This window comes from Demequina ureilytica, from assembly GCF_048553575.1.
Taxonomy (GTDB): Bacteria; Actinomycetota; Actinomycetes; order Actinomycetales; family Demequinaceae; genus Demequina.
In genome coordinates this window covers 1,334,742-1,351,853 of the sequence record NZ_JBLZIE010000001.1, presented here as the reverse complement: position 1 = coordinate 1,351,853, position 17,112 = coordinate 1,334,742, and the positions used below count along the sequence as shown (strand labels likewise).

Annotated in this window: 16 protein-coding genes; 10 read left to right on the top strand and 6 right to left on the bottom strand. The window is 68.2% G+C overall.

What is annotated here, in order from left to right; translation table 11 throughout:
• The first annotated feature begins 78 nt into the window (after window positions 1-78).
• The 4 genes from ACNI3K_RS06225 to ACNI3K_RS06210 are packed head-to-tail and all read left to right on the top strand — an operon-like array spanning window position 79 to window position 3,319.
• The gene (locus ACNI3K_RS06225; protein ID WP_419390975.1) at window positions 79-1,176 is read left to right on the top strand and encodes a heparan-alpha-glucosaminide N-acetyltransferase domain-containing protein; all 1,098 of its coding nucleotides are present in this window, start codon (window positions 79-81) and stop codon (window positions 1,174-1,176) included.
• Between the two features lie 44 nt (window positions 1,177-1,220).
• Entirely contained in the window at window positions 1,221-2,189 is a 969-nt protein-coding gene (locus tag ACNI3K_RS06220) for a hypothetical protein (protein WP_419390974.1), read from the top strand.
• Entirely contained in the window at window positions 2,186-2,383 is a 198-nt protein-coding gene (locus ACNI3K_RS06215; protein WP_419390973.1) for a hypothetical protein, read from the top strand. Before ACNI3K_RS06220 ends, ACNI3K_RS06215 begins: the two co-directional genes overlap by 4 nt.
• Before the next feature lie 30 nt (window positions 2,384-2,413).
• Window positions 2,414-3,319, top strand: coding sequence for a 3-methyladenine DNA glycosylase (locus ACNI3K_RS06210; RefSeq protein WP_419390972.1), 906 nt, complete (start codon window positions 2,414-2,416; stop codon window positions 3,317-3,319).
• A 215-nt stretch (window positions 3,320-3,534) separates the two neighbouring features.
• Here ACNI3K_RS06210 and ACNI3K_RS06205 read toward each other — a convergent pair whose 3' ends face one another.
• The 6 genes from ACNI3K_RS06205 to rnhA form a co-directional block, all read right to left on the bottom strand.
• Window positions 3,535-3,759: a hypothetical protein gene (locus tag ACNI3K_RS06205; RefSeq protein ID WP_419390971.1), complete on the bottom strand. Its 225-nt coding sequence runs from the start codon at window positions 3,757-3,759 to the stop codon at window positions 3,535-3,537.
• Between the two features lie 243 nt (window positions 3,760-4,002).
• Window positions 4,003-5,091: a hypothetical protein gene (locus tag ACNI3K_RS06200; RefSeq protein ID WP_419390970.1), complete on the bottom strand. Its 1,089-nt coding sequence runs from the start codon at window positions 5,089-5,091 to the stop codon at window positions 4,003-4,005.
• On the bottom strand, window positions 5,088-5,651 hold the full coding sequence (locus ACNI3K_RS06195; protein ID WP_419390969.1) for a sigma-70 family RNA polymerase sigma factor: 564 nt from the start codon (window positions 5,649-5,651) through the stop codon (window positions 5,088-5,090). Before ACNI3K_RS06195 ends, ACNI3K_RS06200 begins: the two co-directional genes overlap by 4 nt.
• A 166-nt stretch (window positions 5,652-5,817) precedes the next feature.
• Complete coding sequence (locus tag ACNI3K_RS06190; protein WP_419390968.1) at window positions 5,818-6,471, bottom strand: CueP family metal-binding protein; 654 nt, start codon at window positions 6,469-6,471, stop codon at window positions 5,818-5,820.
• 645 nt (window positions 6,472-7,116) lie between these two features.
• Window positions 7,117-7,770, bottom strand: coding sequence for an IMPACT family protein (locus ACNI3K_RS06185; protein WP_419390967.1), 654 nt, complete (start codon window positions 7,768-7,770; stop codon window positions 7,117-7,119).
• Window positions 7,771-8,014: 244 nt separating this feature from the next.
• Window positions 8,015-8,440: a ribonuclease HI gene (gene rnhA, locus ACNI3K_RS06180; protein ID WP_419391113.1), complete on the bottom strand. Its 426-nt coding sequence runs from the start codon at window positions 8,438-8,440 to the stop codon at window positions 8,015-8,017.
• An 83-nt stretch (window positions 8,441-8,523) separates the two neighbouring features.
• Between rnhA and ybaK the strand changes: the two genes are divergently transcribed.
• The 6 genes from ybaK to ACNI3K_RS06150 all read left to right on the top strand — a co-directional run bounded on the left by ybaK (window position 8,524) and on the right by ACNI3K_RS06150 (window position 17,109).
• Complete coding sequence (gene ybaK, locus ACNI3K_RS06175; protein ID WP_419390966.1) at window positions 8,524-9,018, top strand: Cys-tRNA(Pro) deacylase; 495 nt, start codon at window positions 8,524-8,526, stop codon at window positions 9,016-9,018.
• On the top strand, window positions 9,015-9,752 hold the full coding sequence (locus ACNI3K_RS06170) for a YggS family pyridoxal phosphate-dependent enzyme (protein WP_419390965.1): 738 nt from the start codon (window positions 9,015-9,017) through the stop codon (window positions 9,750-9,752). Before ybaK ends, ACNI3K_RS06170 begins: the two co-directional genes overlap by 4 nt.
• Before the next feature lie 81 nt (window positions 9,753-9,833).
• Window positions 9,834-12,539, top strand: coding sequence for a DEAD/DEAH box helicase (locus ACNI3K_RS06165; protein ID WP_518486593.1), 2,706 nt, complete (start codon window positions 9,834-9,836; stop codon window positions 12,537-12,539).
• 111 nt (window positions 12,540-12,650) lie between these two features.
• A complete protein-coding gene (locus ACNI3K_RS06160; RefSeq protein ID WP_419390964.1) occupies window positions 12,651-13,355 on the top strand; it encodes a VIT1/CCC1 transporter family protein in 705 nt (234 codons plus the stop codon).
• 77 nt (window positions 13,356-13,432) lie between these two features.
• A complete protein-coding gene (locus ACNI3K_RS06155) occupies window positions 13,433-15,907 on the top strand; it encodes a PAS domain-containing protein (RefSeq protein ID WP_419390963.1) in 2,475 nt (824 codons plus the stop codon).
• Window positions 15,904-17,109 (top strand): EAL domain-containing response regulator, encoded by a 1,206-nt coding sequence (locus tag ACNI3K_RS06150; protein WP_419390962.1) that lies wholly within the window; start codon window positions 15,904-15,906, stop codon window positions 17,107-17,109. The genes ACNI3K_RS06155 and ACNI3K_RS06150 overlap by 4 nt, the downstream gene beginning before the upstream one ends.
• Window positions 17,110-17,112: the final 3 nt, after the last annotated feature.

Below are 17,112 nucleotides of genomic sequence, written 5' to 3'. Positions count from 1 at the left end.
AGCCGGGCGTCACCGCGCCGCACGCGAGGCGCGGGGGCTTTGGCCGATGCGCTCTCTGGCCTGCGTACGATGCCAGGTATGCATCCGAGCACGGCCGATGCGATGGGCTCGGCAGACGCGGGCGAGCCACGCCGGCGCATCGACGGCCTCGACGTGGCGCGCGCCGTCGCGATCCTCGGAATGGTCGGCTCGCACACGGGCGACGAGGGCATCCGGGGTGCCGATAGTGACGGCTGGGGTTGGCTGGCGGTGACGCATGGTCACCCTTCGGCCCTGTTCGCGGTGCTGGCGGGCGTCTCCATGACACTCATGGTCACGCGCCGCGGCACTCTCCCCGTCACCGCACTCCCCCGCGACGACCTGTCGGGGGCGCGCGTGCGCATCGCCGTGCGCGCCGCCATCCTGATCATCCTCGGCTTCTTCATGTCAGCCCTCGGGACCCCGGTGGCGGTGATCCTTGGGAACTTGGGGCTCATGTTCCTGCTGGCGCTGCCCATGTTGCGATGGCGATCAGGAGTGCTGCTCGCGGGTGCCGGAGCATTCGCCGTCGGGGGCCGCTGGCTCGCCCGCATCGCCTCAGAGTGGGCGGGCGATTCCGGGATGGAGCTCGTTCCCGTGGTGGGAGCGCTGTGGTCAGAGCACTATCCGGCGCTGGCCTGGATGGCCTACATCATGGTGGGACTGGCGCTGGGACGGATGGACCTGAGGGCGACTGGTACTGCGGTGGGGCTGCTCGTCGGCGGCGGGGCCACCGCCGCTGCGGCGTGGACGGTCGGATGGGCACTCCGGATGGAGCTCAGCGGCGCGTCCGATAGCACCATCGAGAACTGGCTCACCGACGAGGACCACTCGTACACCCCGGTCGAGATGGTCCTGAACATTGGCGTCGCATGCGCCGTGATCGGACTCGCGCTGCTGCTCGCGGCGCGGTGGCCGCGAGCGCTGTGGCCTCTTGCCTCCGCCGGGTCGATGGCGCTCACTCTCTATGTGGCGCACCTGATCGTCATCGCGATCGTCGGCGCCGAGATGGTGTGGGAGCCCTCCAACGTCTCTTTCGTGGCGCTCGCGCTGGGTCTGGTGGCGTTTGCGTGCGTGTGGCGCGCCGCCGTGGGACAGGGTCCGCTCGAGCGCGTGCTGACGTCCACGTCCACTGCGCTGGCTGCGCCGCGTCCGTAGAGCCTCGACGCGCGCGTGCCTGGCGCGCCGCCTACGCTCGGCACATGAACTCATCGCGGGACGACGTCGTCACGTGGTTGCTCGACAGCGACCCGGCCATTCGCTGGCAGGTCATGCGCGACCTTGCCGGAGCCGATGCTGCGGCCGTCGCCTCCGAGCGCGCCCGCGTTGCGCACGAGGGCTGGGGCGCACGGCTGCTCGATCTCCAGTGGGAGGACGGCAGTTGGGATGGCGGCGCGTGCTTCCCCAATCCGGTCTCCGAGACCCCCTACGAGCGGGAGGGCCAGCCGTGGACGGCCACCTACCCCACCCTTTCGCTGCTGATCGAGCTCGGCGCGGACCCGGCCGACCCCAAGGTTGCGCAGGCATTCGCGCGGGCCGGTGAGGGCGTGCGTTGGGAGGAGGGCGGCCAGGCGTTCTTCGATGGCGAGGTCGAGCCGTGCATCAACGGCCGCACGCTCGCGATCGCCACCTACGCCGGGCACGACGCGTCCCCCATCGCCGAGCGCCTGCTCACTGAGCGCCTGACCGACGGGGGGTGGAACTGTGAGGCTCCGCACGCATCGGCCGTCTCCAGCTTCGACACCACCGTCAACGTGCTCGAGGGCCTCGCCGCGTATGCCGCGGCCGGCGGACACGTGCCGGTCGATGCCGCGCTGCGCGGGGGCGAGGAGTATCTGCTCGAGCGGCGGATGTTCCGGCGGCGCACCACCGGAGAGGTGGCCAATCCCGGCTACGTCCGGCTCGCGTTCCCTTTTCAATGGCACTACGACATCCTGCGCGGCCTCGACCACCTGCGCGTGGCCGGCAGGGCGCCCGATGCCCGTGCGGCCGAGGCGATCGACCTGCTGCGCTCCAAGCAACGCGAGGACGGACGCTGGAACCTGGACCGCGCGCACGCCGGCCGCGTGCACTTCTCGCTCGAGGAGGTGGGCGAGCCGAGCCGGTGGATTACTCTCCGGGCGTTGCGCGTTCTTGATTGGTGGGACTCGTCAACGAGGAGGCAGGGATGAACAGCACCGACAGTTCTGCGCTGGCAACCGAGTGGACCGATCCGCGCGACGAGATCGAAATCGGCGTGCTCATGGCGAACGGGCGCCTGGCGCCGCGCCGCTTCTCCTCTCATGCCGAGGCGCAGGCCTGGGCTCACGAGGACGAGGGTGAGCGCGTGGTCGAGATGAACGCCGTGTGCAGCTGCGACTCCTGAGCAGCATGCGGGGCTGAGACAATGGCTGTCATGCCCGCCGCCCTCGCCCACGACGCTGTTCGCGGCGACGCTGTTCAGAACACGGTGCTCGCTGCCGCGGATTGGCGTGAGCGTGCCGCGGCGCACCAAGAGCGGGCCGATGCGCTGACGGCGGACCACCGCGCTCGCCGCGCTCGGAACGAGCGGCATGCGATCGAGGACTTCCTGTTCGAGTACTACTCGACCAAGCCGGGGCGGTTGCGCCGATGGCACCCCGGCATCGGCGTGGCTCTTGCGGACGCCGACGAGCACGCGGGCTGGCGCTGGTACGGGACCGACGGCGCTGTGACAGCGCTCGACCTCGGTGCCTTCCGTAGCGAGCGAGGCGAGGCGGCCGGTCACATCCGGCGGCTGTTGGCCGCGACGGCCGGCCGCTCCGCAGTCCTGGGCTGCTTTGGGATGCACGAGTGGGCCATGGTCTACCGCGCCTCCGATGCCGGGCGTCGCCACGGACTGCCGCTGCGCCTGGGCGGCGACGGCACGGACGCCGTGGTCGAATCCCACCCGCTTCAATGCACACACTTCGACGCGTTCCGGTTCTTCACCGCCGAGGCGGCGCCGCGCAATGCGCACGCGCTGACCCGCGCGGGGCAGGTCGACTCGGAGCAGCCCGGTTGCCTCCACGCAACCATGGACCTGTACAAGTGGAGCCTCAAACTGGAGCCGGCCGTGCCCGGCGAGTTGGTGCTCGACTGCTTCGAGCTCGCGCGCGACGTGAGGCGTGTGGACATGCAGGCGTCCCCGTATGACGTCAGCTCATACGGGCTGGCGGCGATCCCCGTCGAGACTGCGGCCGGGAAGTCTGAGTACGCCCGCCGTCAGCGCGATTTCGCGGCGCGAGTGGCGCCGCTGCGCCAGCGGCTGATCGACATCTGCGACCAGATCCTCGCCGCCTGACCCCTACCCGCGCCCTTCTAGGAAGGTCATGCACACGCTTTGCGGTGGGCGAGCGCCCCGTAGGCAAGCCATGACTGACCGCGCGACATCGCGTGACAGAGACAGGAACGTCGAATGGCTACGTCTTCACCGATGTGTTGGGCGCGTCGCGACGAGACCGGCGGCCGGGCCCCCGGGTCCGATCCGCCGGTCTCGTCCGGTGGCGAAGAGCTCGACTACGAGCAGAAGAGCGCTTTGGCCGCCGAGTTCTTGCCCTGGCCACCCAAGGCCTTGACGAGATCCCCGACATTGGAGATTCCGTCTGCCGCCAAGGCTCCGCTGTTGACGGCCTTGTGGACCTGGCCAAAGCAGGCGGCATCCGCAGGCGCGGCATTCGCAGTCCCCGTGAGGCCGACCATGGCGATGGCGGTGATGAATCCTGTGGCGATGATGCGCTTCATTGAGCTTCCCTTCCACGGGCGGGCGCCCGATGCGACCGCTTCAACGACTACTTCCGGCGAAAGAGGTCGCGCGGATGCTGCGTCACGCGAATTTCGCTGTCAGCGAACAGGAGTCGCTCAGGAAGTGCGCTGCGACGCACGTGCCTCAACTCGCTCCTTGAAGACAAGGGGGCCGTTGCGACGCCGTCTTCGGCACCTCCCAATGAGCCCCTTTGTAGGAACGTCAGGACTCGTTGCGCGGGCTCACTCGGCCAGGATGTGCCACGCGACCAATTCGATGAGATAGCGGTCGGCGGAGGCGCTGTAGCCCACGAGAAGCAAAGTGGCGTCGTCACCAATCGGAATGCTCAATTGCATCGACGGTGTCCGCGCGCTTCCCGGTTCGGCGATCTCGGTGAGCGTCGCCCCTGTGATGGGCAGTTGCGTTTTGACCTGCACAGCGTCTGGCGACAGTGCCGCAGTCTCATCGCCGGGCACGATCCTCGCCGAGATCGACGGCAGGTCCTCGCCGATGGGATAGTCGGCAGGCACGAACACCAACGGGTCCGCGAGGTCGGCATCGGTCCCTATGACCGACGCCGAGGGGTCGATCTGAAAGCCATCCGGGGCGTCCGCTTCACTCGCCACCGCTGCGAACCGATCCTCCAGTGCAGCCGTGTCGCTGAGGAGCCGGTCGGAGATCGCCGTCGCACCTTCTTCGGCGGTGCCAAACGTCTCGGGGACCTCGTGAACCGAAAGGACCTCGCCCGAGCGCGCGTCGATCAGCACCAGGACGTTCTCAGGCCAGTCCGGGTCAGGATCCGGCACCTTGAAGTCCGGCCCCAGGTCTGAGTAGGGACCGAGCGCGTCGATGCTGGTGCGGTAGTACGCCTCGACCATCGTGTTGTCGCCCGTGTAGATGAGCACGGTGTCGGGATGATCGAGGATCTGCTGGTCCCACTCGCTGCACGGGGCAACCGGCGTTCCGTTGAACCACCCCTCCAGCCCTCCGAGGTTGCCCACCGGCTTGCCGGCGACGACCACCGCGTCCGAGCACCCGGCGAGGTCCGTCCCTTGCGAGACCCCCGCATCGGGCGTGGGTGTCGCCGTCGCGGTCACAGGGGCCTCGAGAGAGCTCGCCGGCAACGGCTCCGCCGCGCGCGTTGCGTTCGCCCCAACTGCCACGGCCGCCACCACCGCGATGCTCGCTGCGGACGTGACCGCCATGCGCACGCCGCGCCATCTGGCGACGCGCCGCTCCACTCGATCGGGACCGTGGGCGATCTCAGAGGCATCGAAGCCTCCCCCGGCGAGACCGTGGAGATCGTGGAACGCCTGCCGTGCATCGCTCATCGCGTCCCCCTCTCATGGGCATCGACGGGTACGGTTCCGGGCTCGCCGAAGTTCATCTCGGGCATTGCGATCCGGAGCCGCGCTAAACCGTCAGACACGTACCGCTTGACGGATCCCACCGCGATCCCGAGCGTCGCGGCGACATCTGCCGTGGGCATGTCCTCGAGGTACCGCAGCACCACGCATGCCCGCTCCCGCGGAGACAAGGTGAGCAAGGCTGCCCGCAGGTCGAGCGCATCGTCCATGCGAGCGGTGAGATCCGCCGAGCTTGGGTGCTGGCGGGCCCACGTCTCGAAGGCGTCGCCGCGCGGATCGTTCACCGGTCGCGCGGCCGCTCGCCGGCCGGAATCAACGAACGATGTCGCGATGGACCGCTTCACATAGACATGTGCCGCATCGAGCGATCGAGCGTGACGGCCACTGCGGAACGCCTTCACGAGGGCGTCTTGCAGCAGATCCTCGGCGGCTACAGCGTCGCCGGTCAGCATGTAGGCGTATCCGAACAGCGCGCGGCCGCGCAGGCGCACGAGCTCGTCGAGCGTCTCGCGCCAACCGCTCACTCGGTGGTCCCCCTGCCTCTCATGCCAGCAAGAACGTACCGCGCGCTGATCCGGTTGGGGGCGCGCTCTGTAGGAACGTCAGGACTCATCGGACGCCGCGCGAGACGCAGTGATGACGGCGGACACCCCCGACTGGGGCACCCGCCGCCATCTCTGGTGGCAGTCGTCAGGCCAGTTGCATGGTGGTGATGCAGGTGGCGTCCTCGGCGTCCGAGGTGGACAGCGTGGTGGTCGCGCTGAGCCCGTCCTGCTCGATGGTCACCTCGGCGTCGATGTCCCGCGGCAACCACACACCGACGAAGCCGTTGTCGAAGGTCGTCATCTCCTCGTCGACAATCACGTCACCGGTGGCAGCGTCAGTGATGCTCACCTGAATCTGCTCACCCTGCATCTCACCCACGCACGTGGTGAGCGAGTGGAAGTAGCACTCGTGAGTCGTCTCGATGAACGGCGCGAACGACACGTAGAACGCGTCATCGGGCATCGGCAGTGAGGCCTCGGTGCCGTCTGCATCGGTGAGCAGCAGCTCATCGGGGCGGACGGACGCCACGAAGGCATCGGTTCGGTCGCCGAGCGCCGTCGCATCGAGCGTGTCGACGACGGTGCGAGCGTCGACTCCGTCGAGGCCTTCAGGCGCGAGCATGGCGTCCGCCGTGGCGTTGGCGGGCGACGCGGAGGACGTGGCAGCGGGGGTCTCGGCCTGGGGAGTCGGCGCTTCCTCCGGTGTCGTAGAGCAGGCTGCGACGCCAAGAGAGATGGCCGCTGTCGCGGCGATGATTGCGACGGTGCGTCGCGCGGTGCGGGAAAGCGTGCGGTTCATGATGAGTCCTTCTGTCGTGATGAGAGTGAGAGAGGTGCGCGGCCCGAACCGTGACGAGCCACAGCGGTTGAGACGCGAGCGCGACTGCGGGTGACTTCCCGGCCTGCTCGCACACCCCTCACGTCCGACAGATACAGAGCACCTCAAGCCGCGGTGTGGAGGGTCGCTCAAGCAACCTCGGTGCCCATTGGTAGACGCGCGGAGGGACCCTGGTCTGCCACGAGGTGGGGGCGCTGCGGCGCACCGCCATCATCACGGCCACCACGAGCACCATGAGGCAGGCGGCTATCGCGCCCTCTTCGTGCCCCGCACAGGAGGGGCAACCCGCCTCGGAATGCGACGCATCCGCCACTGCGTGAACGCCTACGACCGCTATGGAGGCCTCCAGCGCGGAGGTGCCGGGGGCGGTGGTGTGCTGGGCCCCAAACCCGAGCGCGGCGGCAATCGCGAGGAGGCTGATGAGCGCGATCACCCGCGCCGTGACCGCGCTGTGGCGGCGGCGTGTGGAAGGCAGTCGTGGCATCATCACCACCAAGATTACGCCGCCTGCTGAGCGTGCTCTCCAGGACGATGGGCCTCTCGCTCCGCAGCCCTGCACGAAGGTTGTGTACACACTTCGCGTTGGGCACACGCCCTGGAGGAACGTCAGCGCGCGGGCCGGTCGACGATCGCCGTCTCCCCCACGGTCGTCACGATGCCTCCGCCGGTGAGCGCCGCGAGCTCCGCCCCCAGCACCGGCACGAGTTCGGGCGCTACGTGCACGGAGAGACTCACGGCCCTGCCGTAGCGGGGCTCGTCAAGCACCGCGCCATGTGTCTCGGACCACTGATGAAGGAACGCGACGATACGGCCCGCCTCAGCCTGGGGCGCATCGGCCGTGATCTGGGTGAGGCGCACGCGCTCGACCAACCGAGCGTGGTCCAGTGCCCCCGTCACCGCTCCGCTGTAAGCGCGGACCAGCCCCCCGGCTCCCAACAGCGTGCCGCCGAACCACCGCGTCACGACCGCGACGACATCCGTAACGCCGCGGTGCCGCAGCACCTCGAGCATCGGTGCGCCTGCGGTGCCAGCGGGCTCACCGTCATCATTCGAGCGCTGGCGATCCGCGTGTGGCCCGATCACCAGCGCAGTGCAATGGTGACGCGCATCCCAGTGGTCCTTGCGCACTTGGGCGACGACCGCATCGGCCGCCTCGATGGACTGTGCGGGTTCGAGCCGGGCGAGAAAGACGGACTTCTTGACCTCGATTCTGTGCTCGACCGGTGCCGCGATGGTCGACGGGAGCGGGTGGGTGGTCACTCGGGCAGGGTATCGGCGCGCCATGAGTCCTGGCGTTCCTACAGGAGACGGGCGGGGCCGAAAAGGAGTCCTGAGCTTCCTAGTTCGAGGGGGCGCGGCTGGTGCCCGGCGGGGGTGACGCGAGGCACTTGGACATGAGTTGCCTCCACAGCGCTTGTTGCGGCTCACCGTGAGCATGAGTTGCCTAGTTCGCGGGCGCGGGGCGGGAGTGCGCGAGGGCGGGGGGGCGGGAGTGTGTCAGGGGTCAGGCGCGGCGGGCCACTTCGACGCCCTTGTTCGCCAGCATGTCGGCGCGTTCGTTGCCCACGTCGCCCGTGTGGCCCCTGACCCATACCCACTTGATCTCGTGCCGCGCGACCTGCTCGTCGAGCGCGATCCACAGCTCCTTGTTCTTGACCGGCTTCTTGTCACCGGTCTTCCAGCCGTTGCGCTTCCAGCCGTGGATCCACTTGGTGACGCCGTTCATGACGTACTGCGAGTCGACGTGCAGCGTGACCACGCACGGGCGGTTGAGAGCCTTCAGGCCCTCGATCACCGCGGTGAGCTCCATGCGGTTGTTGGTGGTCTGCGCCTCGCCGCCGAACAGCTCGCGCTCCTTGCCGCCGGCGCGCATCCACGCACCCCAGCCGCCTACGCCCGGGTTGCCCTTGCAGGCGCCGTCGGTCCACATGTCCACGAGGGTCGGGCTGTCGCTGGTCACCCCGAGAGCGTAGGCCATCCGCGGCACTCGACACATGCGGCACACTGGTGCCCATGGCCAGCCAGGACAGCGCGAGCACGCCCGCCGTCGCCGCTCTCATCGCCGCAGATGTTCCGTACACGCTCCACCCCTACGAGCACGATCCGTCCTCGGAGCTCTCGTACGGCGAGGAGGCCGCAGCGGCTCTGCGCGCGGCTCCGGAGCGCGTCTTCAAGACGCTGTGCGTCAAAGCGGGCGATGAGCTGCTCATGGCGATCGTGCCCGTCGCCGGGTCGCTGGACCTGAAGGCGGTGGCCCGCACGATCGGCGTCAAGAGGGTCATCATGGCTGACCCCGAGGAGGCCGAGCGCGTCACCGGCTACGTGCTGGGCGGGATCTCGCCCGTGGGTGGCCGCAAGAAGCTGCGGGCGATCCTCGATGCGACCGCCTTCGACCATGATCAGATCTACATCTCGGGCGGGCAGCGCGGCCTCGACATCGAACTCGCGCCCGCCGACCTGGTGAGCGTCACCGACGCCACCACCGCGCCGATCGCCAAGCCCGCATGAGCGCGCTCACCGCGGCCCTCGAAGGCTGGGACTATGCCGGGCGTATCGCCGAGATCAAGGCACGCATGCACATCGCGCAGGCTCAGTGCGGCCGCGCGGGCGCAGGCGTCCAGCTGCTCGTGGCGACCAAGACCTGGGATGCCGATGCGGCGGTGGCGGTGGTCTCCGCCGGCGGCAGGCTCGTGGGCGAGTCGCGCATGCAGGAGCTCGCCGAGAAGGGCGACGCGCTGCGGAAGGCGGGGGCGCGCGTGCACGTGATCGGCCAACTGCAGCGCAACAAGGCCGCGATCGCGGTGGAGCATGCGACCTCCGTCCAGACTGTCGATTCGATGAAGCTTGCCGAGCGGCTGTCGCGACTGTGCGTCGAGGCGGAACGCGAGCTGGACGTGATGATCCAGGTCAACGTCTCGGGTGAGGAGTCCAAGGCGGGCGTCGACCCCGACCAGGCGCTGACGCTCGCGAGCAACGTGCAGGCCCTCCCGGCGCTCACGGTCACGGGGTTCATGACCATCGGCCTCAACTCTCGCGATGAAGAAAGAGTGCGTGCGGGCTACCGGCGCCTGCGCGAGATTCGCGACGCGGCGCTGATCCATTCGGAGAGTGGCTCGCTGCCGCTGACCGACGCTTGGCATCTGTCCATGGGCATGTCTCGGGATCTCGAGTGGGCCATCGCCGAGGGCTCCACGATGGTGCGAGTGGGCTCGGCAGTCATGGGCTCACGCCCCGGCCCATGAAGTAGGAACGTCGGGACTCGTTTCCCGGCTCCGCTGCATCCTGGAGGAACGCCAGGACTCATGTCGGCCACAATGGTCACGATGACCTCCTCCGACGCCCCGCTGCTGACCCGCCTGCCAGAGACCGCGCCTGGCGCTGAGCCCGACCCGGATGCCCTCTACGAAGCGTTCAGCGAGTGGGCCGTCGATCAGCACCTGCCGCTGTACCCGCACCAGGACGAGGCGCTGATCGAGATCGTCTCCGGCGCGCACGTGATCCTCGCGACGCCCACGGGATCCGGCAAGACGCTCGTGGCCGCCGGGGCGCACTTCGCCGCGCTCGCCGCGCACCGCGCCGGGACAGGTGGCCGGACGTACTACACGGCGCCGCTCAAGGCCCTGGTGAGCGAGAAGTTCTTCTCCCTGATCGAGATGTTCGGCACCGAGAATGTGGGAATGATGACCGGCGACTCGGCGGTCAACCCAGACGCGCCGATCATCTGCTGCACCGCCGAGATCCTGGCGAACCTCGCCCTCCGAGATGGCGCGGCCACCGATGCGTCGCTGGTGGTGATGGATGAGTTCCACTTCTACTCCGACCCGCAGCGCGGGTGGGCATGGCAAGTCCCGCTGATCGAACTGCCGGACACCCAGTTCGTGCTCATGTCCGCGACGCTCGGGGACACCACCTGGCTGGTCGAGGCGCTGAATGAACGCAGCGACCGCTCCGTGGCCGAAGTGACGACCCTCGAGCGCCCGGTTCCGCTCGCGTTCGACTACAGCGTGGAGCCGCTACCCGAGGTGGTCGAGCGGCTCGTGCAGACCGGCCGCGCGCCCGTCTACATCGTGCACTTCACGCAGAAGGACGCTGTCGACCGCGCGCAGGCGCTGCTGAGCACGCAGGTCGCGACCAAGACGGAGCGCCAGGCCATCGCCGATGCGCTTGGGGACACGCGCTTCTCCACCGGCTTTGGCAAGACGCTGAGCAAGTTCCTGCGCGCCGGGATCGGCGTGCACCACGCGGGCATGCTGCCCAAGTACCGGCGCACCGTCGAGCGGCTCACGCAACAGGGCCTACTCAAGGTCGTGTGCGGCACGGACACGCTCGGGGTGGGCATCAACGTGCCGATCCGCACGGTGCTGCTCACCTCGCTCGTGAAGTACGACGGCGAGCGCATGCGTCACCTCTCCGCGCGCGAGTTCCATCAGATCGCGGGGCGCGCGGGCCGTGCCGGGTTCGACACCGAGGGCGAGGTCCTCGTGATGGCTCCCGAGCACGTGATCGAGAACCGCAAGTCGCTGGCCAAGGCCGGCGACGATCCCAAGAAGCTCAAGAAGATCGTCCGCAAGGGCGCTCCCGCTGGGTCCGTGAACTGGACCGATGCGACCTTCGAGCGCCTGCGCGACGCACCTCCCGAGCCCCTCACCAGCCGCTTCGCGGTGACGCACGCGATGGTCCTCAACGTGCTGTCGCGCGGCGTGGCCAATCCCTCCCTGGGCCGTGACTCCGAAGATCCGGTGCTCGCGATGCGCAACCTGCTCGAGGCCGTCCATGACACCCCGGCGCAGCGCTCCGCTCATATGCGCCAGGCGCTCAGGATCTACCGCTCGCTCAGGATCGCCGGCGTGGTCGAGCACCTGCGCGTGCCAGACCCGACTCATCCCCGTGGAGAGCGCCCCACGGTGCGCCTGACAGTGGATGTGCCGCGCAACTTCGCGCTCAACCAGCCGCTGTCGCCTTTCGCCCTCGCCGCGATGGACCTCCTGAACGTCGACGCGCGGGACCACGCCTTGGACGTCGTGTCTGTCATCGAAGCGACGCTGTCCGACCCGCGCCAGATCCTCATGGCGCAGCAGCACGAGGCCAGGGGTGTCGCCGTCGCGGCAATGAAGGCCGACGGCATCGAGTACGACGAGCGCATGGAGCTGCTCGAGGAGGTCACGTGGCCCAAGCCCCTGGCTGACTTGCTCGAGCCCGCCTTCATCGCCTACCGCCGTACCAACCCGTGGATCCTCGGCGCCGAGCTCTCGCCCAAGTCCGTGGTGCGGGACATGCTCGAGAAGGCCATGTCGTTCGGAGACCTGGTGTCCGTCTATGGCCTCGAGCGCACCGAGGGCGTGGTACTGCGCTACTTGGCGGAGGGCTACCGGGCGCTGCGACAGACCGTTCCCGAGGAACACCGCACCGAAGAGGTCGAGGCGATCACCCGGTGGCTCGGCGAGATCGTCCGCAGCACGGACTCCTCGCTACTGGACGAGTGGGAGCGCCTGCTGAACCCCGAGGTCGTGCTCGGCGACGACGTGGACCCGGCCTCAGTTGCCACGTCGAGCACCGTCGCGGGACCGGCACGCCCAATGTCCGGCAACCCCCGCGTGCTGCGCCGCCTGGTGCGCAACGCGATGTTCCGCCGGGTGGAGCTCGCTGCGCGCGAGGACTACGCGGCACTCGGCGCGCTCGACGCGCCCGCAGGCTGGAACGCGCAAGCATGGCGGGACGCCCTGGACCCGTTGTTCGAGGCGCAGGGCAACGGTGCGATCGGCATCGGCCCGGATGCGCGGTCGGCAGCCCTGATCACGTTCGTCGAGCCCAGTGGCGACCACGACGAGGGCCATGCACGAGCGGCGCTTGCTGCGATCCCGGACGGGGCGCTCCCGGAAGGCTCCTGGGTGGTGCGGCAGGTGATCGACGACCCGGCGGGAGATCACGACTGGGCGATCACGGCGGCGGTGAACCTGGAGGCGTCCGACGAGGCGGGCTCGCCGGTGATCGAGCTGCTCGACGTCGGCGCGCAGCACTCGAGCCTGTAGCAAAGCCGCACCGAAAGGGCGACTTAACCGCACCCCTACCAGGGGTTTCGGTGCTCCCAAGTCAGGTTCACCTTGCTAGCGCTCTCCCGCATCGGCGCCTAATCTGGCCGCATGAGCACGCGCGCGGAGCCTGACGAGAATCGCATCACCGGTCGGTTGAACGGACTGCGCGCCGGCGTGCTCGGCGCCAACGACGGCATCGTGTCGATCGCCGCGCTCGTGGTGGGCGTCGCCGCCGCGACACCTGACAACCACGCAGCCATCCTCGCTGCCGGCGCGGCAGGCCTCGCGGCGGGTGCGTTGTCGATGGGGGTCGGCGAGTTCGTGTCCGTGTCCTCGCAAAAGGACGCCGAGAAGGCTCAGCTCGCGCGCGAGCAGCGCTGGCACGACGAGCGACCCGAGTGGGAGCTCGAACAGCTCGCGCGCCTCAACATGCGCACGGGCATGTCCGAGCCGACCGCCCACGTCGCGGCGAAGGAGCAGACGGCGCACGATGCGCTCGCCATTCACGCGCTCATGCACCTCGGCATCGACCCCAAGCAGCTGGTGAGCCCCATGCAGGCAGGGATCGCCTCTCTCGCCGCGTTCACGCTCGGCGGCATCATCCCGTTGCTCACCATCCTGCTCGCCTCGCCGCCTCTGCAGGTCCCCCTCACCTTCGCCGCGGTGATCATGGCGCTCGCGCTCACGGGCACCATGTCCGCGTGGATCGCCCACTCGCCGTACCCGCGCGCCATCCTGCGCAACGTCATCGGCGGCACGCTCGCCATGGCGATCACCTACGGCATCGGCCACTTGGTGGGCGTCGCCGTGTAGGCACCCGACCAGCAACTGCTCTCGCCGAGCCATTTCCACAGGTCGATCGAGTGTTGGTATGGTCCACCATGGCGACGATGCAGAAATCGATACCGCCACGGGTGCTCGCATTGGCTGCCGCAATCGCGGCGGTCACCGCAGGAATCGTGGCCGTGATCGCAATGACGACCGGCCAGCCGAGTGTAATTGCGGTTCTCGCGGCCGTCGCGATGATCGTCGCGCTGGTCATTGCCGCAGTATCGGCGCGTTCCGGCCGCGCGACCGCCGCCCTCTCCCCCGCTAGCGATACCGGAGCCTTTGGGGCTGTCGACACCGCAAACCCGTTGAGCAGAATCGGCACCTGGTCCTACGCGTACGACGACGGTCACATCGTTTGGTCGGATGAGGTCGCCGCGATCCACGGACGGCCTGCAGGACACCGCCCCCGGCTCGAAGAGGTTCTTTCCGACTTCGTCGGTGGGGACCGCCAGAGGTTGGATGACGCCATCGCGCACGCGGTCACTCTCGGTGAGCCATTCTTCGAGGAGTGCCAGATCGATGCTCCTGACGGGGTGCGACGATCGATCCTTATCATCGGCGAGCCACAGGTGGACGACGAGGGTCACCCGGTGCGCTTACACGGCACCATTCAGGACCTCACACCGTGGCGCGAAGCGGAACGGTCCGCCGAGGCACAACGGCGCAGGTTCACGCAGCTCACGAGTGCACTTCCCCTCGCTGTCTGGAGCGCGAACGCCGACGGCCAGATCGACTACATCAGCGAGGCGCTCGCAGAGTACTCAGGGAGAGAACTCGACGACCTCATGGGCGAAGGCTGGCTGACTCTCCTCCACCCCGACGATGTACCGATGATGACGGAGCGTTGGACGGCGGCGCTCGCGGGAGGCCTGCCGTACGAAGCGACCTTCCGTATAGGCCACCATTCTGGCGAGTACCGCTGGCACCGCGTGGGCGCGAAACCTGAGTACGACGACCAAGGCCACGCCACGCGTTGGTGGGGAAGTGCCATCGACGTCCACCACGCGCACACCGTAGAGGAGCGGGCCAAGCAGCTCGCCCACGATCGCGACGTGATTCTCGATAGCATCTCCGATGGTGTGCTCGCCATCGGTCGAGACTGGCGCATCGCCTACATGAACGACCGTGTCCAAGAAATGTCGGGGCGCCCCCGGGAGTCCCTGGTTGGCAAGGAGTGGTGGGCCGAGTACCCCGATGTTCTCGGCACGCCAGTACAGGAGGCCTATGAGACCGCGATGGCGAGCGGTGTATCGCAGTTCCTGACGTTCTACGACCAGGCACGTTCGCGATGGCTTGAGATCACCGCCACGCCCAGCTCGCTGGGCATCACGGTGTTCTTCCGCGACATCACAGACGCGCGAGAGCTGGGCGAACGGCTTGAGCAAGCGCAGCGGCTGGAATCCGTGGGGCGGCTCACCGGCGGGATCGCGCACGACTTCAACAACCTCCTCACGGTGGTAATCGGCGGCGCAGACGCGGTGTCGCGCGACGACGGAATCTCTGCCGGTTCTCGCGACATGATCGGGCTCGTCCGCCAGGCCGCCGGGCGGGGCGCGGAACTCACGGGCCGGTTGCTCGCCTTCGCACGGCGCCAGCCCCTCGCTCCCCAGCACACGGACGTCAACCGCCTGATCGAAGGCTTCGAGTCGCTACTTCATCGCACGCTCGGCGACGACATCACCGTCGAAACCGTGCTCACGCCGGACCTTCCTGCGGCCCATGTGGACCCGAGCCAGTTCGAGAGTGCCGTGCTGAACCTGGCGATCAACGCCCGGGACGCGATGCCCGATGGCGGCACGCTGACGGTGGAGACCGAGCTCAAGCACCTGGACGAGTCCTATGTGACGTCGCATGCAGAAGTGAAACCCGGATCTTACGTGGTCGTGACCGTCACCGATTCGGGTATGGGGATCGCACCCGAGGTGCTCGATCAACTCTTCGATCCCTTCTTCACTACCAAAGATGTAGGACACGGCTTCGGAATGGGCCTCGCGATGGTGTGGGGCTTCGCACGCCAGACCGGCGGGCATGTCACGGTGTACTCGGAGGTAGGCCACGGGTCCTCGTTCCGCCTGTACCTACCTTTGGCGCCTGATGGAGCGCGCCCGCAAGAAGCGAAGCCGTCGTCGGACTCCTTGCCCACCCAGGGATCTGGAGTGATTCTTCTCGCTGAGGACGATGCACTGGTGAGGGCTTTCGCGACGAAGCACCTGCGGTCGCTGGGCTACGACGTCACGCCCGCCGCGACCGGGCCGCAGGCCCTCGAGCAGCTTGCGCAGATGGACACCGTCGACCTCCTCTTCACCGACGTGATCATGCCCGGCGGAATGACTGGCAGGGACCTCGCTGAGCGCGTGGTGGCCTCCCGGCCGGGCACACCGGTCCTGTACGCTTCGGGCTACACCGAGAACGTGATCATGCACAACGGCAAGCTCGACGAAGGAGTCGCATTGCTCGCCAAGCCGTACTCCGCCAAAGAGTTGGCCATTCGCGTGCACGAGAAGATCTCCGAGTCGGTCCGCGCGGACACATGACCGAGTCGCCTGGCACCGGACGCGTGCTCATCATCGACGACGATCCTTTGGTCGGTCAGATGCTGCGAGCCCATGTCCAAGCCGCGGGATTCGCATGCGAGTTGACCGATGACCCGGACACGTTCTTCCAGACCGAACGCCAGTGGCGCCCCACACACGTGTTCGTCGACCTCGTCATGGACCAGATGGACGGTCTCGCCGTAGTCGCGCACCTGGCCGAGGTGGGGTCCGAGGCGGCCGTCGTGATCTCGAGCGGCATGGGTGCACGCGTCATCGACGCCGCGCACGAGGTCACCGCCGCGCACGGGCTCACCTATGCAGGGGCGCTTGCCAAGCCGTGCACCGCCGCGGACGTCGAGGCAGTGCTGCGAGGTCGAACGGGGGCTCGCCCTCAGCCCCCTCAGCCGGGCGACTACGAGCCCCTCTCCGAGTGGGACGACCAGGAGTTCGCGCAGCGCTTTCGCGAAGCGCTGGACAGCAACGCGGTGAGGTTCGCGCTCCAGCCGAAGGTATCGTGCCGCACCCGCGCCGTCGTCGGCTACGAGGTGCTCTCTCGCTGGCAGGTCGACGGAGTCGCGGTTCCGCCATCGACGTTCGTCACCCGCGCCGAGGACACCGGCTTGGCGGCCGCGCTGACTGATCGGGTGCTCTCGAACGCGCTCGAATGGTTCACGGACGTGGTGGGCCCGGGCGACGTGCACCTGTCGCTCAACATCTCCGCGAGCGAGTTCAGCACCCCCGGCCTGGACCAACGCCTGGTGAGTGCCTGCAAGGAGCGCGGCGTCGACCCAGGGCGCATCATCCTGGAGCTGACGGAGACGAGCCGGATCGAGGACGCTCGCCTGTCGCTGCAGCTCCTCACACGACTCCGGCTCCAGGGGTTCCGGTTGTCGATCGACGACTTTGGCGTGGGCTACTCATCGATGCGCCAATTGGCGGCGCTGCCGTTCAGCGAGGTCAAGATCGATCAGTCGTTCGTGATGGAGATCGCCGAGGCACGGGAAGCGGAGATCTTCGTCCGCTCGATGCTCGACCTCGCCAAGGCTCTCGGTCTCGAATGCACCGCCGAGGGGGTCGAGTGCTCCGGCGTGCTGGACCTGCTCACGGAGTTCGGGTGCGACTACGCGCAGGGGTATCACATCGCGCGGCCGATGTTCCCCGAGGACCTCGCCTCGTGGTCCCCCGCCACGCATAAGCCGTAGCCC

Coding starts and splice junctions, on each gene's coding strand:
- ACNI3K_RS06225 (WP_419390975.1), top strand. CDS start 79: ATGCATCCGAGCACGGCCGATGCGATGGGCTCGGCAGACGCGGGCGAG.
- ACNI3K_RS06220 (WP_419390974.1), top strand. CDS start 1,221: ATGAACTCATCGCGGGACGACGTCGTCACGTGGTTGCTCGACAGCGAC.
- ACNI3K_RS06215 (WP_419390973.1), top strand. CDS start 2,186: ATGAACAGCACCGACAGTTCTGCGCTGGCAACCGAGTGGACCGATCCG.
- ACNI3K_RS06210 (WP_419390972.1), top strand. CDS start 2,414: ATGCCCGCCGCCCTCGCCCACGACGCTGTTCGCGGCGACGCTGTTCAG.
- ACNI3K_RS06205 (WP_419390971.1), bottom strand. CDS start 3,759: ATGAAGCGCATCATCGCCACAGGATTCATCACCGCCATCGCCATGGTC.
- ACNI3K_RS06200 (WP_419390970.1), bottom strand. CDS start 5,091: ATGAGCGATGCACGGCAGGCGTTCCACGATCTCCACGGTCTCGCCGGG.
- ACNI3K_RS06190 (WP_419390968.1), bottom strand. CDS start 6,471: ATGAACCGCACGCTTTCCCGCACCGCGCGACGCACCGTCGCAATCATC.
- rnhA (WP_419391113.1), bottom strand. CDS start 8,440: ATGTGGACCGACGGCGCCTGCAAGGGCAACCCGGGCGTAGGCGGCTGG.
- ybaK (WP_419390966.1), top strand. CDS start 8,524: ATGGCCAGCCAGGACAGCGCGAGCACGCCCGCCGTCGCCGCTCTCATC.
- ACNI3K_RS06170 (WP_419390965.1), top strand. CDS start 9,015: ATGAGCGCGCTCACCGCGGCCCTCGAAGGCTGGGACTATGCCGGGCGT.
- ACNI3K_RS06165 (WP_518486593.1), top strand. CDS start 9,834: ATGACCTCCTCCGACGCCCCGCTGCTGACCCGCCTGCCAGAGACCGCG.
- ACNI3K_RS06160 (WP_419390964.1), top strand. CDS start 12,651: ATGAGCACGCGCGCGGAGCCTGACGAGAATCGCATCACCGGTCGGTTG.
- ACNI3K_RS06155 (WP_419390963.1), top strand. CDS start 13,433: ATGCAGAAATCGATACCGCCACGGGTGCTCGCATTGGCTGCCGCAATC.
- ACNI3K_RS06150 (WP_419390962.1), top strand. CDS start 15,904: ATGACCGAGTCGCCTGGCACCGGACGCGTGCTCATCATCGACGACGAT.